The organism is Acinetobacter sp. YH12023, assembly GCF_013420135.1.
Classification (GTDB): Bacteria; Pseudomonadota; Gammaproteobacteria; order Pseudomonadales; family Moraxellaceae; genus Acinetobacter; species Acinetobacter amyesii.
Window position 1 is genome coordinate 136473 of record NZ_VOYU01000011.1, and the last position, 18272, is coordinate 154744.

The 18272-nt window shown below is 41.5% G+C and carries 12 protein-coding genes; 2 read left to right on the forward strand and 10 right to left on the reverse strand.

Annotated features, from left to right (window positions below; all coding sequences use genetic code 11):
* Window positions 1–89 precede the first annotated feature (89 nt).
* The 5 genes from FTT92_RS12930 to ilvD (FTT92_RS12950) form a co-directional block, all read right to left on the reverse strand.
* On the reverse strand, window positions 90–2486 hold the full coding sequence (locus tag FTT92_RS12930) for a glycerophosphodiester phosphodiesterase family protein (protein ID WP_127801717.1): 2397 nt from the start codon (window positions 2484–2486) through the stop codon (window positions 90–92).
* A gap of 581 nt (window positions 2487–3067) precedes the next feature.
* Window positions 3068–3355 carry a chorismate mutase gene (locus tag FTT92_RS12935; protein ID WP_078191648.1) on the reverse strand — a complete coding sequence of 96 codons (288 nt, stop codon included), beginning with the start codon at window positions 3353–3355 and terminating at the stop codon, window positions 3068–3070.
* On the reverse strand, window positions 3336–4658 hold the full coding sequence (locus FTT92_RS12940; RefSeq protein ID WP_111885146.1) for a hypothetical protein: 1323 nt from the start codon (window positions 4656–4658) through the stop codon (window positions 3336–3338). The genes FTT92_RS12935 and FTT92_RS12940 overlap by 20 nt, the downstream gene beginning before the upstream one ends.
* A 151-nt stretch (window positions 4659–4809) precedes the next feature.
* The gene (ilvD, locus tag FTT92_RS12945; RefSeq protein ID WP_180172306.1) at window positions 4810–6495 is read right to left on the reverse strand and encodes a dihydroxy-acid dehydratase; all 1686 of its coding nucleotides are present in this window, start codon (window positions 6493–6495) and stop codon (window positions 4810–4812) included.
* A 688-nt stretch (window positions 6496–7183) separates the two neighbouring features.
* A complete protein-coding gene (gene ilvD / locus FTT92_RS12950; RefSeq protein ID WP_180103112.1) occupies window positions 7184–9013 on the reverse strand; it encodes a dihydroxy-acid dehydratase in 1830 nt (609 codons plus the stop codon).
* Between the two features lie 437 nt (window positions 9014–9450).
* Between ilvD (FTT92_RS12950) and fmt the strand changes: the two genes are divergently transcribed.
* Both fmt and rsmB read left to right on the forward strand, forming a co-directional pair.
* On the forward strand, window positions 9451–10410 hold the full coding sequence (gene fmt, locus FTT92_RS12955; protein WP_180172307.1) for a methionyl-tRNA formyltransferase: 960 nt from the start codon (window positions 9451–9453) through the stop codon (window positions 10408–10410).
* Window positions 10410–11717, forward strand: coding sequence for a 16S rRNA (cytosine(967)-C(5))-methyltransferase RsmB (gene rsmB, locus FTT92_RS12960; protein WP_180172308.1), 1308 nt, complete (start codon window positions 10410–10412; stop codon window positions 11715–11717). The genes fmt and rsmB overlap by 1 nt, the downstream gene beginning before the upstream one ends.
* A gap of 74 nt (window positions 11718–11791) precedes the next feature.
* On the opposite strand, the gene FTT92_RS12965 is transcribed toward rsmB, so the two are convergent.
* From FTT92_RS12965 to FTT92_RS12985, 5 genes are all read right to left on the reverse strand, one after another.
* Window positions 11792–11899 (reverse strand): methionine/alanine import family NSS transporter small subunit, encoded by a 108-nt coding sequence (locus FTT92_RS12965; RefSeq protein WP_078194501.1) that lies wholly within the window; start codon window positions 11897–11899, stop codon window positions 11792–11794.
* Between the two features lies 1 nt (window position 11900).
* A complete protein-coding gene (locus tag FTT92_RS12970; protein WP_078194502.1) occupies window positions 11901–13385 on the reverse strand; it encodes a sodium-dependent transporter in 1485 nt (494 codons plus the stop codon).
* 367 nt (window positions 13386–13752) lie between these two features.
* The gene (locus FTT92_RS12975) at window positions 13753–14283 is read right to left on the reverse strand and encodes a DUF1287 domain-containing protein (RefSeq protein WP_373423911.1); all 531 of its coding nucleotides are present in this window, start codon (window positions 14281–14283) and stop codon (window positions 13753–13755) included.
* A gap of 117 nt (window positions 14284–14400) precedes the next feature.
* A complete protein-coding gene (locus FTT92_RS12980) occupies window positions 14401–15846 on the reverse strand; it encodes an aldehyde dehydrogenase family protein (protein ID WP_180172309.1) in 1446 nt (481 codons plus the stop codon).
* A gap of 361 nt (window positions 15847–16207) precedes the next feature.
* Window positions 16208–17581 (reverse strand): MFS transporter, encoded by a 1374-nt coding sequence (locus FTT92_RS12985; protein ID WP_180172310.1) that lies wholly within the window; start codon window positions 17579–17581, stop codon window positions 16208–16210.
* Window positions 17582–18272 lie beyond the last annotated feature (691 nt).

Consider the following 18272-nt stretch of genomic DNA (forward strand, 5'->3'; position numbering starts at 1 on the left):
CTTAGTTAAAAAAACCCACTTTACAGTGGGTTTTTACTACATTAACTCATCAAGGTGATGCTCTAAGAATCTAAGCATATGTTTTAATTTTATTGAATTGTTACAGTGACAGGTTTTGCATAAATCGTATAGGTGTAATTTGGTGCCATCGTATATTGATAGCTTGGCATGACATAAGCTGTACCTTTTTCAGTAAATGTCAGCCCTTGGCCATTTTGCGTATATTTAGCCGAATTTGGCAAAACCAGCATATTTTTAACAAGATAATTCGATTTCGTTCCAATTTGAGTTTGGATTTCTGCATTGATTTCTACAGGCTTGCCTGCAGTGGCTATGAGCTGACTTGCTGTATTCAATTTTACCGCCAGATTTGAAGATTCATGCGCATAATCAGTCGTTAGACCATGTGTGCCTTGTACATACATGCGGTAGAAGTCATCTTTATTTAAGCGGAAAGTCCATGGCCAGAAAGTCACGCCGCGCTGGCTCGCCATCATCATCAGCTCTTTATTTAAACCAGAAAAAGAAGGATTAAAAGTAGAAGAGTATTTTTGTGCAGCATCTAAAATGCGGCGCGTGTTGACAATATTGCTTTGAGCTGTTGGCGTACTGGTCAAGTATCCAGTGGATACACCAGGAATTTCATTCTTCATATGTAGAATTTGATCGCCAACGAAACTGATGACAATCGCTTGATCATAGGCATTATGCTTATCTAGCAATTCCTTAATTTTTGGTACAATTTCAGGTTTTGAACTCTTTATTTCAATGAAGTTTGTCACATTTGGATATTGTTTTACAGCCGCAAGAATTTCATCCATTGTCGGTACTTTACGTCCATTTGGAATGGTGCGTAAGTTTTGAATTTCTGCGAGCGTCAAATCTTCAATTTTGGCATTTACACCTGTAGTGCGTGTTGTGGTTGAATCATGCATGACCACGACATGATTATCTTTAGAAAGATATACATCGTACTCAACCGCATCTGCGCCAACTTGAATCGCTTTTAATGTGCCTTCTAAAGTGTTTTCATCCTCAAGTGCAGGAATACCGCGATGGCCTGTAATCAGCGGTTTGCGCAGCAGCGTGTTCGGCGCCATTAATTTCATAATAGAAAGAACGCTGTCGGGCTGCTCGGTGTAAATACCGTTTACACCTGTGCTTAAGAACTCTGCTGCTGTTAATGGGCTGCTGCTGTCTAGGTTTGCCCACGGTGTAATCAGCAGACGCTGTAAATGTGAAACCACTTCTGTTTGTACCAGATGCTTAGGCAGAATCACAATTTTTGCAAGTGATGAATTGGTATTGTGGGCAATGGTCACAATATCCTTAGTTGAGCTGCTCAGCCCAGTTTGTTTAGAGTAATCCAGCGCGGTACGCAGTGCTGGAATTGCAATTCGCGCTTTGCGAAGAAGCTCTGGCTGATCTGAAAGCAAGGTAATATCCGCTAGATCATAACTTTCGCCCAATGTTTTTAGCTTATTAATGGTCTGTTCATTTTGAATGCGTAGCAGCGGAAGTGTGCGGCGTGTTGAGTCATTCAGATAATCACGTAAAGCCATGACTTTTTCCTGCTCAGTATTCAATAGATTTAATTGTTCATCGAGCTGATAGGCAATGTGTGTTGCTGCTGTAGAGGAAATGCCGTTCACGGGTGCAGGCTGTGCAATGGTTGGCGCCATAGAAACTGGCAGATTATGATCAATAATTTCGGTAACACGGTTTGATTCTGGCAGAGGATCAAGCTGTTCTGTAATTTTGATGGCATCTACTTTCATCAATAAGCCAGCAGTAGAGAGGCCAATTGCGCCTTGATCTAAATTATAAGGCAGTGTGGTGTCTAAGACTAAATTGTCATCAATATAATGGCGCACACGTTGACCATGCACAATCACAGTCGCTTTATACGACTTATTGACCTCCATATTTTCTTTATAAGCAGATTTATGCAGCACATTCCACGCATTGGTAGGCTGGCGCAGCGCAAGTTCTAGACCGCTGGCGCCAGCTGCATCGGCGCGAATTGCAAATTGATAATAAGGCGTGAAGGCAGGTTCAGCATAGCTGTCAGCAGCGCGGTAAATAATACTGCCCCAGCGGCCGCCATTATTTCTTTCTAAATAAGTAAATTCGATATCTATGCGATAGTTTCTGAGTTTTTGATATTCAGGTGACAGCATTAACGTGGTCATTTGTGTGTCATTGGCGCGCCCATCAATGAATAAGCTGCCGTCTTTGACTTCAACCGTGCCTGCATTTGAGCGCAGTGTTGTCCATGCTGCTGGCAGCGCTGTGAGTTGATCGAAGTTTTCGTCTAAATAGACTTTAGGTACAGGAACTTCTTCTTCTGGTGTTTCTGGCTCTGGGGCTGGTGTTGTCGGTGTTTCAGGCAGGGCGGATGATTCATCTTTATCATCATTGTCGTTGCAGGCAGTTAAATTGAATGCCAATAATATTGCTAAGCTCAATGAAGTCAATTTAGTCATTATGTAGTCTCAGGTTTGATTTTTTAAAAAGCGATTCAAACTTAAGAGTTGAAAATGACACTTTGGTTGATTTGTCATATATCTAAACTTTGCTTACATATTAATGATTTATGAATTCATAAAATTTTAATAAAAATAGATTAAATAAATATGATCAATATTTAATCAAAAAAGTACATTGTTATGATTTATCAACTCATCCACTGCTCAAATTATCCCCAATTTCTGCGGACAACCCTTGGGATAAATCTCAGCCAATTTTGTACGCTTTGACTTACATTCATTCAGGCTCTTTGCGTCTATGCCATTCTTCATCAATTTTCTATTATGGGGACATAGAGAGCAGGATGCTCCAGATAAGAATAATAAGATTAGATACAGGGAATGTGAGGTACGACAGGAGTTATACCAACGCATCAAATATGTAAAAAAGCCTAACAGGATGTTGGGCTTTTTTATTGACTAAATTAACCTTTGAATTGCATTTTTTTAGCCTTACTACCGATTATTTAACTATACGGAAGAAAGAATACCATTTATTTAACATAAAATCTCTTATACGAAATTCAAATCGGTCCCAACTATGGACGAATCTCTTTCAACTCACGTTGAATAAAATGCTGAATCATATCGCGGTATAAACGTTCCACAATATCTGCATTTACACCGTGCTCTGTGGCTTGTAGACGAATTTTACTTATCACCGCTTCGACACGTTCTGGTGATTGAACATCTTGTACTGAACGCTTAAAACGCACCGCTTGATCGACATAAAACTGACGTGCAGCAATGAGCTCAATAATCCCCTGATCAATCACATCAATCTGTGCGCGGGCTTGCTCTAATGACTCAACTTTTTCTTTCTTCATCTTCTCTGGCTTCACTTTCAGCGGTGTTTTCACTTTTATACTTCTCTTCTAACACATTACTGAAAATACTTTCAATCATCCAAACGCGGTATAAGCTATTAAATACATAGCTTTGACCTGCAATACGTAATTCTAAAACAGGAAAATCGGGCTGTGACTTCATCTCACAGTGCATATCATTTTCTTTTAATTTTTCAGCAATATCGTTAGTAGTCAGTTCAGAAATCTCTAACTCATACTGTAAAGCCTGAAAATGTGCTTTGAAGGATAAATCACGCCCTTTGGTCCATACGGCTTCCAAAATGCGATACATCACATCAATACGCTGCTCTTCAGGTGCACTGTAGTAAAGCTGTGACATAGCTAATGTCGCAGCTTCTGTAGGCCGGCAAAATGGTGTGAACTTAACTTCGGTCCGTTTAGACAGACGTGTTGCCAAACTCCAGTCAAACAAATCACGACCGTGATACGACAATGGATACACATTCAGCTGAATATTATAATAGTCCGCCAATTCCTCACGAATATAAGCCAACAATAACCATGAAATCGGATCTTCCATCGCGATATAAAGATCAAGCTCAGGATCGAGTCCCTGAATTTCATTCAGCTCTTCTGCATCACTGATCAGGTGCTCACGCCATTCAATATGATTGATCATAAAGATCGGGTTATCTGTCAGGAGTTTTTGTTGTTTTAAACGGCGCGTTAAACGCAGTAAATCATCTACAGCATGGTACTTACGTTCACCAAACTCAAAATACCCCGTCAAAATTGCTAAGTCAGAAAAGATCCGTTCTGGAAAATCTTGCGCTTTATGATGACGACTGGCCATCGCGTACAATGTTCTCAGCTTGCCATACTGCTTTTGCCACAGCATGTGGAACACATCTTCAAGTAAATAGAGAAAATCTTGGCCACGTAATGGGGTATTTTTTAGAATAATTTCGGCTTGTTCTAAAGCTTCAGCGGTCGGTTGTTCAGGTGTTTCATGAAAACTAAAACGATGCTGCCGCGCTAAAATTTGGGCATCATTCAGACAATATTGTTGCCATTCTATCGAGGACATTTGATTAGGAGGTTCTGCACTCTGACGACAAATAATCACTTTTAGTGGTTTGATTTCATCACTGAGAATTTCCTCTAATTGAGGCAGTTGCTGCGCAGCCAAATAGCTATAGACATCATCCAGTCGAAGATAAACACTCAGACCTTGTTCCGTGGGTAACACCGCTTGTCGGGTCGGTTTCTGATAAAACCAACTCGATCGGATTGGATCGAACCAACGGCGTAACAGTGACATGCGTTTTTTGCCTCAAAATGATGAATTGTGCCGAACCTTCCAGCACATACTTAAAATTCAACTTCTATTATGAAGCTGTTTTAAATGAGATATAAGCCTTGTGCAAAACTTATATCAAGTCAGGGCTGAATGTTCAATGTTTAACAATAGATTAGACGTCTAGATTTAGGTCAGTCACCGCACCTTTTTCCGCACCAGAGGTCAACTTGGCAAATTTAGCCAAAGCGCCGTGGGTATAGTTGGGTTTCGGTTTGACCCAGGCCGCACGACGTGCAGCAAGTTCATCCTCAGCCACATGCCAAGTCATTTCACGCGTTTCAGCGTTAATTGATATTTTATCGCCGTTTTTGACCAAGCCAATTGGGCCGCCTTCATAGGCTTCTGGTGTCACATGACCAATCACAAAACCATGGCTGCCGCCCGAGAAACGCCCATCAGTCAACAGTGCGACGGATTTGCCTAGACCTTTACCAATAATCGCTGAAGTCGGTTTCAGCATTTCAGGCATACCCGGCCCGCCTTTGGGTCCAACACCGCGGATCACCACCACTTCGCCTTCTTGTACTTCACCATCTAAAATACCGCGCATGGCACCCTGTTCACCTTCAAATACTCGTGCAGGCCCTTCAAAATACAGCCCTTCTTTACCGGTAATTTTAGCCACTGCACCCGTCGGCGACAAATTTCCTTTGAGTACCACCAAATGTGAATCCTTTTTGATTGGCGCATCAAACGGCAAAATAATTTGCTGTCCTTCAGGATAGTCTGCTACATCGGCTAAGTTTTCCGCCAAAGTTTTGCCCGTAACGGTGAGGCAAGAACCGTCGAGCATGTCGGCATCCAGCATGCGTTTCATCAGCGGCTGAATGCCGCCAATGGCAATCAGTTCCGACATTAAATATTTACCCGATGGGCGCACATCGGCCACCACAGGAATATCTTTGCCAATACGCACAAAATCATCCAAAGACAGTTCCACGCCTGCGGTATGCGCCATAGCAATCAAATGCAGTACGCCATTGGTTGAACCGCCTAAAGCAATCAGCACTTTAATTGAGTTTTCAAAAGCGGCTTTGGTCATAATGTCGCGCGGCTTAATATCGAGACGCAGCAGGTTCATCACGGCCTCACCTGCGCGTTGGCAATCTTCAATTTTATCTGCTGAAACTGCTTCCTGCGCCGATGAACCTGGCAAGCTCATGCCCAGTGCTTCAATCGCTGAAGCCATTGAATTGGCCGTATACATACCGCCGCACGAACCCGGCCCCGGCAGCGCGACTTCTTCAATCTGCTTGACCTGAATTTCATTAATTTCGCCTTTGGCGTGCTGACCGACTGCTTCAAATACCGAAATCATATCGGTATGCCCTGCTCCGGGTTTAATGGTGCCACCATAAATAAACAGACCCGGACGGTTTAAACGCGCCAAACCCATGATACAGCCCGGCATGTTCTTGTCGCAGCCGCCTATGGCAATTACGCCATCATAGGCCTGACAGCCCACTACGGCTTCAATGGAATCGGCAATGATTTCCCGCGATAGCAATGAATACTTCATGCCTTCTGTACCGTTGGATATACCGTCAGAAATCGTAATAGTATTAAAAATAATGCCTTTACCGCCTGCAGCATTCACCCCGCTTTCAGCTTCACGCGCCAATCCATCAATGTGCATATTACACGGCGTGACGTTGGCCCAAGTCGAAGCAATACCAATAAATGGGCGCTTAAAGTCGGCTTCTTGGAAGCCTGTGGCACGCATCATGGAACGTGCAGGCGCATTTTCTATGCCGTCATAAACAGGTGCTGAATGTTCGCGGATATTATTTTTACTCATTGTTCTTCCTTGGCGATCGCTGATTTTGTGCCTCAGTTTTGGCGGATTCTTTTAAATTTATTGTATAGAAAGCGCTCGGTATGTAAAAGAAATTACATCTCAACAAAAAAGATTTTTAGCGCATGCAATACCATTCAATCACATGACAAAGCGACATGGATGTCGCTGTTTTCCTGTATGGCAGGGATGCCATATCAGGAGAACAAAAGATTTTTGTTACTTTTGATCTTTCAAAAGTAAGGGATTGCCTACACAAAGCCATATAAATTATAGCTACTATTCGAGGCTGTCTTTTTAGAATTTTAATGACATCCACTAATTATTAAATTTTATTTAGTTGCTTCAAGAAACATTATTTTTAATCAGATTAAGAAATCTATAACTTAGAATTATTGTCCCATTATTTCATTTAAAAGCTGATTACAGCGGAGTCTTACCTCTATAAAAGCTAATTTTCGGAGCTCGTATGTTACTTTTGTTTCGGCAAAAGTAACCAAAACCATTTGTCATCCGCAAAACTCGGCAACTGTTTGCAACTAAAAAAATGATCGCAGAAACATTCACTTTTAAATTTCCGTTTGCCTCAGACAGTTGCGGATGACATTTCCTCGTATCCAATGCAAGTTATGTAGATGTAAATTAAAAAAGCACCCCATGTGGAGTGCTTTTTTATTTGGAGATCTAAAATTTAGATTTCACGTACTGCGCCTTTCGCCGCACTCGTGGTATGCATTGCATACGCTTTCAATGCTTTCGAAATTTTGCGTGGACGCTCTTCAACTGGATGCCAACCTTTGGCTTCTTGCGCTGCACGGCGAGCGGCCATGGTTTCTTCATCAACAGCTAAGTTGATGGTACGGTTTGGAATATCGATTTCGATTAAATCACCATCTTCCACCAAACCAATTGCACCGCCTTCTGCTGCTTCTGGAGATACGTGACCAATTGAAAGGCCTGATGAACCGCCAGAGAAACGACCGTCAGTCAATAACGCACATTCTTTGCCTAGACCTTTCGATTTCAGGTAGCTGGTTGGGTACAACATTTCTTGCATACCCGGACCACCACGTGGGCCTTCATAGCGAATCACAACCACATCACCGGCTTTGATTTCATTACCCAAGATCGCCTCTACTGCTGAATCTTGGCTTTCAAACACACGTGCAGTACCGTTGAATTTCAAGATTGAATCATCTACACCCGCAGTTTTTACGATACAACCATCGAGCGCAATGTTGCCATAAAGTACAGCCAGACCACCGTCTTTAGAGAAAGCATGTTCTGCATTACGGATCACACCATTTTCACGGTCGCCGTCCAGACGTGAGTAGTAACGATCTTGTGAGAATGCAGTCTGGGTTGGTACGCCACCTGGTGCTGATTTGAAGAATTTATATACTTCTTCATCTTCAGTACGGATGATGTCCCACTTGTCCAAAGCATCTTTGAGGGTTGCTTCATGAACCGTACCTACAGAGGTATCTAACAGACCTGCACGATCCAGTTCACCGAGGATCGACATAATACCGCCGGCACGGTGCACGTCTTCCATATGTACGTCATTCTTCGCAGGAGCGACCTTACAAAGTACCGGTACTTTACGAGACAGACGGTCGATGTCATCCATAGTGAAGTCCACACCCGCTTCGTTTGCAGCAGCCAACAAATGCAGAACGGTATTGGTTGAACCACCCATTGCGATGTCCAAAGTCATAGCATTTTCATACGATGCTTTGGTCACCATTTCACGTGGCAATACGCTGTAATCGTCTTGTTCATAATGGCGTTTTGCCAATTCAACAATAAGAGAACCTGCACGTTCGAACAGTTTTTTACGATTGGCGTGAGTTGCAAGCGTTGAACCGTTACCTGGAAGCGATAGACCCAATGCTTCAGTCAAGCAGTTCATTGAGTTCGCAGTGAACATACCTGAACATGAACCACAGGTTGGGCATGCAGAACGTTCATATTCAGCAACTTCTTCGTCAGTATAATTATCATCTGCAGCCACAATCATCGCATCGATCAGGTCGATCGCTTTGTCATTGCCGCGGATTTTGACTTTACCCGCTTCCATTGGACCGCCAGAGACAAATACCACTGGAATGTTCAAGCGCATTGCCGCCATCAACATCCCTGGGGTGATTTTGTCACAGTTGGAAATACACACCATGGCATCGGCACAGTGCGCGCTCACCATGTATTCTACTGAGTCTGCAATCAAATCACGTGAAGGTAATGAATACAACATGCCGTCATGACCCATCGCAATACCGTCATCGACAGCAATGGTATTGAATTCTTTAGCAACACCACCTGCTTGCTCAATTTGACGCGCCACGAGTTGACCAAGGTCTTTAAGATGAACGTGACCCGGTACAAATTGGGTAAATGAGTTCACGACGGCAATAATCGGTTTACCGAAGTCTTCATCTTTCATACCAGTTGCGCGCCATAAGCCGCGCGCACCCGCCATATTTCTTCCGTGTGTCGATGTTTTTGAACGATAGTCAGGCATTTTATATTTCCAACAAAGTTTGAGCTTGAAATGAATCCTACAGATTCACTCTGGCTAAATCATACTGACAATGATGTAAAATCAGTCGAATTTTAAACCTATCATACACCAAGCCATTGTTTTTAAAGATGGCTTTTTAAGCTGAGATTTGGGCAGATGTGTCTATAAATAAAACCGAGTGATTTGACGACAAAAATCTTTTAACTGAAATCTACTATACCGCCATCAATGGCTGCACAATACAAAACTTTCATGAATAATTTTTAAATTTTATATAAATATAATTTATTTAAAAATTGCAAATTTGCAATTTTGGGTTATGAAATCATTGAGCTTGGACAGCTTCAAAGTTGCAAAAATCAATTTCTAATGTTCTAAATTACGCATTAATCATTTGCTATAATCCACATATTCAACACAGATTCGGTTCATTCATTTTGAAAATCATCTTTGCCGGTACGCCAGAATTTGCCGCAACAGCACTAGCTGCATTGCTCAAAACACAACATGAAATTGTTGCGGTATACACTCAACCTGACCGCAAAGCTGGACGTGGACAAAAACTCACAGCTTCTGCCGTAAAGCAATTGGCTTTGGAGCACCATATTCCTGTTTACCAACCGCTTCATTTCAAATCATCGACTGAAGAAGGTTTAGCCGCACAAGCTGAATTAGCCGCTTTAAATGCCGATGTTATGGTGGTTGCAGCCTATGGTTTGATCTTGCCGCAAGTCGTGCTAGATACCCCGAAATATGGTTGCCTGAATATTCATGGTTCATTGCTGCCACGTTGGCGCGGTGCAGCACCGATTCAACGTGCCATCGCAACAGGTGATATTGAAACAGGTGTCACCATTATGAAAATGGCAGCCGGACTCGATACTGGCGACATGATGTATAAAACCATCTGCCCGATTGAAGCAACGGATACCTCTGCAACTTTGCATGACAAACTTGCAGAGCAAGGTGCAACTGCAATTGCTGCCGTTTTAGACACTGAACAAACATTGCAGCAATATTTAGACAGCCGTGAAGTCCAAGACGAAGCGTTAACGGTTTATGCACATAAGCTTTCAAAAGCCGAAGCAAAAATTGATTGGTCCATCGATGCTGTACAAATCGATCGTAATATTCGCGCCTTTAATCCGTGGCCGGTAGCATTTATTCAGTTGGATGAACAAAACAACTTACGTGTTTGGCATTCTGAACTTTCTGCTGTGTCTGCACCGAACGCTCAAGCAGGTGAAATCATTGCCATCGACAAAAAAGGCATACACGTTGCCTGTGCCAATGGCAGCGTGATTATTTTGACCTCTTTACAATGGCCAGGTGCTAAACCACTCAACCCTGTACAAATTTTACAAACCCAAAAATTGACTATTGGACAAATTTTATAATGAAGCAATCTCCCAACGCCTCGACCCGAGACCTTAATTTACGTGCTCAGGTAGTGAAGACGTTATTGGCTGTCCAAAATGGTCAATCGCTGCAATCGGTACTCGCGCAGCAAATGAATATCGTGTCAGATAAAGACCGTGCGTTATTCCACGAATTGGTGCTCGGTTGTTTACGTCAATGGTACGCATTGAAACAACTGACTTTACCATTACTGTCTAAACCAGTAGATAACCAAGTGGTTGAAACCTGTTTATACCTTGGTTTGTACCAATTGTTATGTACCCGTGTCGCAGCTCATGCTGCAATTTCTGAAACGGTGGAAGCTGCAAAACAATTGGGTATGGGAAGTCTAAGTGGCTTAATCAACGCAATTTTGCGCCGTGCAACACGTGAAACAGAACAGTTCTACGACGTGCTTGAACAAGCCACAAATCTACCAAGTTGGTTAACCAAACGTCTGAAAAAAGACTGGGGCGAACAATTTGACGAGCTCAGCTATGAGCTTAAGCAAATTGCACCACTGACTTTACGTGTCAATACACGCCAAGTGAGCCGTGACGAATACCTCGATATTTTGCAAGATGAAGGCATCGATGCACATCGCTGTGAACTCTCTAATGTCGGTATTGTGATGGATGAAAGTTTACATATTCCAAGTTTACCAGGCTTTGAAGCTGGTGGTTTTTCAGTACAAGATGAACATGCTCAGCTGTGTGCAACACTATTACCAAATCTCGATGGTAAATTTGTGATTGATGCTTGTGCTGCGCCGGGTGGTAAAACCGCACATATTTTAGAGACTTTCCAACCGAAGAAACTCGTTGCATTGGATCAAGATGAAAAGCGTCTAAAACGTGTGGTTGAAAACCTAGATCGTTTGGATCTCGATGGTAAACATGTTGAAATTCAAACTGCCGATGCCATCACCTATACTGCTCCTGAACTTGCTGATTGTATCGTGCTCGATGCGCCATGTACTGCTGTCGGTGTAATGCGTCGTCATCCTGACATTCGTTTACTACGTCAATCGGGCGACATTGCGAAAACAGTAGTATTACAAAAGCAAATTTTGGAAAATATGTGGAAGCAGCTTAAAGTTGGCGGTACGCTGCTTTACATCACTTGCTCGATTTTAAAAGCTGAAAATGAACAGCAAATGGTTGAGTTCTTTGCCAATCATGCCGATGCCCAAGAAATTAAAATTGAAGCGGATTGGGGTGTTGAACAAATTCATGGTCGTCAACTGTTCCCGAAAGCGGGTTATGGCGATGGCTTCTTCTACTGTCGTATTCAAAAAACAGCTTAATCTGCAATAGAATTTGCTTTTTAGTACCACATAAAAAAGGAACCCTCGGGTTCCTTTTTTATCAACGATGAAGCTTAATCTTCTTCATCTGGATGTTTTGCTAAATGAATCGACGCTAAGATCAAACCGCCCCAAAGTAAAACCATTGAAATGATCATCATGATTAATGCAGATGTATTCATGTTATTTCTCCTCAGGTTTTTTGTCTTTCATGCAACTAAATACAATCGCACCAAGCACAAAGAATGCAATGACCACACCAGCAACAGGCAATAACACGTCTACTGGATAACCACCATAGCCTTTAGATGCAACGTCTTTAATGGTTAAGCCTAAAGCTACTAATAATGAAAGCGGAGTAACAACCGTTAATAAGAAGTTCCAACCAAAGCCCAATTTGATACTTGAATATTGATTCACATGATCACGTAATTGCGCAAGCAATGGACGACGGAACCACGACACCAAGATAATTGAGAACAAACCACCCGCCACGATACCAATGTTATTGGCAAAGTAGTCAATGATGTCAACGAAAGTAATTGCACTGTGGGTTGAGAAAATTAAGGTTGATACAATGGCAGAACCACCTGCCACAATCGTTACGGCTTTTTTACGTGACCAGCCGAATTTATCTTGGAACGACGCAATTGGCACTTCCAAAATACTCACCATTGAGGTGATCCCTGCTACAGCCAGTGACGAGAAGAACAAGAAACCAAATAAATCACCGCCCGTACCCAAGCTCGAAATGATTTTCGGGAAAGCAATAAATGCAAGACCAATACCGCCTGAAACCACTTCATTTACCGGTACACCCGCACTATGCGCCATAAAGCCCAATGCTGCAAAAATACCAATACCCGCTAAGATTTCAAATGATGAGTTGGCTAATGCAACCACTACGCCTGAACCGGTCAAGTTGGTTTTTGCTTTTAAGTAAGACGCATAGGTCAACATGATCCCGAAACCAATCGATAACGAGAAGAAGATATGACCAAAGGCTGCTAACCATACTTTATAGTCAGTCATCGCATCCCAATTTGGTGTAAAGAATGCATTTAGACCTTCTGTAGCACCCGGTAAACGCACTGCTTGAATCACTAAAATCGAGAACAAAATCACCAACAATGGAATAAAGATTTTATTCGAAAGCTCTACACCCTTCTTCACACCACCATATAAAATGAACATGGTAATCGCCCAAACAATCACCAATCCAAAAAATAAGGTCGGTACAAAACCAAAGGCAATTCCATCGGCATTTTGCAAGTAGGTATTAAAGAAGAAGCCTTGCGTATCTTCACCCCATTTTTGACCGATTGAGTAGAAAATATAACTGCCGGCCCATGACAATACGCTGGCATAGTAGATCCCGATGATGAGTGTCACCATCACTTGCCACCAGCCTAATGCCTCACTGTTCATAAGTTTTTTATATGCAGTTGGCGGTGCTTTTCGGAATTTATGCCCCACTGCATAATCTAAGAACAATAAAGGCAAACCCGCTGCAAAAATTGCAATTAAATAGGGAATTAAAAATGCACCGCCACCATTTTCATACGCCACGTAAGGGAAACGCCAAATGTTTCCCAAACCTACAGCGGAACCAATAGCGGCAATGATAAATCCTGATCGTGCCGACCAGTTTTCACGATTATCTGACATAGAACACCTAAACCTCAGGCATCTTTAACTGCTGCTTGTTATGGTTATATCGCGAGCAAAAAAAGAACCATAAAAATAAAATTCTGGGTGTTTGATCTGGTGAGATACCTTGTGAGCGTCTATACCAAATTGCAAACAGAAAAATCACATGCGCATTTTGGTTAAAAACACCACAAATAACTTTCCCTTTGTATGAATTAACAATACTCACTTTTTTTAAGTTTTTCTGTAATTTCTACGGCAAATATTCCATTTTTATAATGTGTTTAGGCTTAAATGTTCATTTAATCAGCTTATTTTTCATACAATTTAAGTTATCAATAATATAACTTTTAGGAATGTTTTATTTCCTAATAAATTTTTAAAGTTATTTCACTCTATAATGTCCGGTAATTTGATAGGCATGTAAAATATCTTCTTCCTGTGTGCCCTCTCCTATATTATGGATGATCAGCGGAACATCGCTACCTTTCACTTTACGATCTGAAACCACACCGATATGCACTAAACCACGCCCTAAGTCCCAAGTGACAATATCTCCGGCCAAATACTGCTTATCTTTGACAACAAAGCCCTGACGTTGCATCCAGGTTTGAATATTGGGAACACGCCGATGATCAATATTTTTATCAGTACTTTTTAAGCCCCATTTTTGTGGATACTGCTTAAAATTGGCTTTCATATCTTCATGAATGGCTTTTTGTAAATCAATCCCTTGCTGTCGTAATGCACGAATTACCACATCGGTACAAACACCCTTGATTAAAGGGACATCTCCCATCGGATAACGCAGTGCAGTATATGCAGGATCGTAATATAAGGTTTTCCCTATTTGACTGCGTGCATCCGTCACCATTTGAGTGGCGTTAAAGGCAAAGACAGCCATATTCACGGTCATCAAACTGACCAATAATAAAATTCGTTTCATTTTTTCTTATTCACTTTAGATTTTTGCAATGATTCAAAAACTGGGCTTCGAACAGATCCATACTGAACAAAGCCCAAGTTTAAACTGCTACAGTTTTATCGCCAATACGCGTTCTTCTTGCATATCTCGAATGGCAGACTGAATCCCTTCACGGCCTAAGCCAGAATCTTTTACGCCACCATATGGCATGTTATCGACACGGAAAGACGGAATGTCATTAATAATCACTCCACCAACCTCTAAGTGATTCCACGCATACAACATTTTATTCAAATTTTGCGTATAGATGCCCGCCTGTAAACCAAAACGGCTGCTATTAATTTTGGCGATACCTTTTTCAAAGTTTTTGTATTTCTCTAAAATCGCTACAGGGCCAAAGATTTCATCTTTATACACTTCTAGCGATTCATCGACATTTTCTAATAAAATTGGATCAAGCAAAGCCCCCTGATGTTCACCACGAACCAATGCTTTGGCACCTTTTTTTACTGCTTTATCGACCCATTTATGTACGCGTGTTGCTTCAGCTTCCTTAATCATTGGACCGACCATGGTACTTTCCAAATGAGGATCAGCCGCTTTAAGCTCCTTCATTCTCGCCACGAGTTTTTTCTTCACATCGGCATAGATATCGGCATGCACCAAGATGCGTTGTACGCTGATACACACCTGCCCTGCATGGTTATACGCCCCACCGACTAAACGTTCAATAAATGCCGCTGAAATTTCAGTATCAGGCTCAACCAATACCGCAGCATTACCGCCAAGTTCTAAAGTCACTTTTTTACGTCCCGCACGCGCTTTCATATCCCAGCCGACAACATCGGAACCGGTAAAGCTGAGCAGTTTAAATCGGTCATCTGTTACCAAGACATCTGCATGTTCACGTGGACAAGGTAAAACTGAAAAAGCACCTTTAGGTAAATCCGTTTCTGCCAAAACTTCCGCAATTTTTAAAGCTGAAATAGGCGTCAAACTTGCAGGCTTCAAAACAAATGGACAGCCTGCGGCAATGGCAGGTGCAATTTTATGCGCAGTCAGATTGATCGGAAAATTAAACGGGCTGATCAACGATACAGGACCAATTGGCACATGTTTGACCATGCCTTGATAGCCAGATGCCGCTGCGGTAACCGCCAATGGGATCATGCGACCATCATCCATCTGTGTGACAGCATCGGCAGCTATTTGAAAGGTATTGATTAAACGTTCAACTTCAGCAGCTGCGGCTTTATGCGGTTTTCCACCTTCCGCAATTAAAATTTCAGTCAATTCTGCACGCATTTCATTAAAGCGTTTTACACAGTGCAGTAAAATTTTTTGTTTTTGAAAAGGTTCCAATGCCGCCATTGCAGCACTAGATTTGACCGCTGAATCAATGGCTTTTTCAATAGTTGCAGCATCAGCAAGTGCTACGCGTGCATATATGTCTTGGGTATATTTATGATTCACTTCTAACCACTGTTCGGTAGTCGATGCTTTACCTGCAACATAGAGCGGATAATCTTTTATATCTTGTACGGCTTTGGACATGACGATATTTCCATGATCTTGAGATATTATTGATAAATGTGAATAAATCTATGCCCTCTATCATGCGCTGACTGAGCACAGAGTTCACTATATTTAAGTAACAAAATGAACCACAAGCCTCAAACTTGATTACTTATACGCCCTGAACTTCATCCCCTATTTTCAGATCTCTGCTTGCACTGAAAAACACATGATCGAGTTGCTATATAACGATGAAATTAAATTAGAAAAGGTGTGTAAAATAAAAAAATCTCCTTATTTATCAATTTTTTAATCAATCATTTAACCTAAATTCAATGATAAAATTATAAGTACAACATAAAAAAGCCCATCAAATGACGGGCTTTTTTAAATCTATGTTTTAACTATACGAACGCTGTGTTTTCACTGAAGCCTTATTCACATTTTCTAAAGCGGCAACTTCTTCATCCGTTTGCGCTTTGCGAATAAAGAACACTGCAATCGCTGCGATGACTACTGGAATTCCCACAGCCATAAAATTAATTTGATGTGGCAATTCTTGTGATAATAAATAGCCGATCAGAATCGGACCAACAATCGCACCTGTACGCCCCACAGCAGATGCCCAACCAATTCCTGTCGAACGAACAGACAGCGGATAATACTGTGCAACATAGCTATAGAGTAAGATTTGAGAACCAATTGCTGATGCACCTGCGACTGCAACCAAAAGGTAGATCACAGGCTGTGGAGAATTAAAGCCGAGTAAAGATAATGCCACAGCACCTGCCAGACATAATGTAATGATCACGGGTTTTAAATGGAACTTATCCGCTAAAATACCTCCCCCAATCGTACCAATTACCGCACCAATATTCATCGCCAATAGGAACGTCAAACTGCTACCTAATGAATAACCTGCGGCCATCATTAGTTTTGGTAACCAACTACCTAATGCATACAGGGTTAATAGACACATAAAGAAGCATAGCCAAAACAACATGGTACTTATGCCACGACCTTGCTTATACAATGCTCTAACAGACGCTCCACCCGGGACCGCAACTTCAGTCAGTTCAAGTTGAGTATTTGCAGTCACCATTTGCTCAGGTGCAATGGTTTGAATCATCCTACGAGCTTCATCGTGACGATTCACCTTCACCAAAAATGTGAGCGATTCAGGTAAAAACTTCCAAGCAAATGGCAACAGTAACAGTGGAATACCCGCAATGAAGAACATGATTTGCCAGCCATAATCCGCAGTAAACCATGAACCAAATAAAGCCGCCATGATGCCACCCATTGCATAACCACTGAACATAGTGGTCACTAAAGTACTACGTAGATGCTTAGGTGCATATTCAGAGGTCAATGCTACAAGGTTCGGTAATACTCCACCAATGCCAAGTCCAGCAATAAAACGTAAAGCACCAAATTCAGTAGGATTAGATGCAAAACCGCCTAGAAATGTGAATGTACTGAATAAAAATACACAGATCATGATGACTTTCTTACGGCCAATCTTATCAGCCAAAGTACCAAACATCATGGCACCAAACATCATCCCTGCAAGTGCTGTACTCGCTAGCATACCTGCCTGAACAGCTGTTAATCCCCAATCTTTCATTAATAAAGGCAGCGCAACACCATTGATCGCTAAGTCGTAACCATCAAATAAAATAAGAATTAGACACCACATCATGATGCTGAAATGCGATTTTGTGAACTTAGCGTTATCGACAACCCTATTCACATTCATTGTGCTTGTAGACATTGAACCTCACCTCCAATTGTGAGTTTTATTTTTCGCTACAATGCCGTTTTTCAATGTAAATTGTCCAAAATTACAAAGGTATAGATCCATACCTTTCAGATATATCCATGTCGTTTGGGAATAAAATGTCATAAAAACTTAGATATTTTTGAAATATTTATACATAAAAAAATCGATGGACTGCGGGTCTAGTTTTAATAATGATTAATTATCAATGTGTTATTAGAAGCTAAACCACAATCAGACGATAGATTATTTGATATGAAAATTGTCAGAATAAAACTCAAATTTTATAGAAAAAAATCGCAGTTCTACGATCTAAGTCGTAGATTTCTAAATCATAAGTCATCAGCCATCACTTAAGTCGATAATTAGGCATTTAAACTGTTGTTTTAGCTGACTTACATTCAGGTTTTCCGACATTTTTAGGCTGAGAATTCCCTCAATTGATGATTTTTAAATGCGTTTATTGTCTAATAATCATCCATGTTTAAATAATTCAAGTCTCAATCTATCAATAATTTTCTCATTTTCCTGTTTTATCCTTCTACTTTTCTGCTTATTTTTCCCTTTTCTCCGCACATAAAAAAACACCCCCTGCACGAGTCAGGGGGTGTTTAGAATAATGAGCTGGCGATGACTTACTCTCACATGGGTAACCCCACACTACCATCAGCGCTAAGAGGTTTCA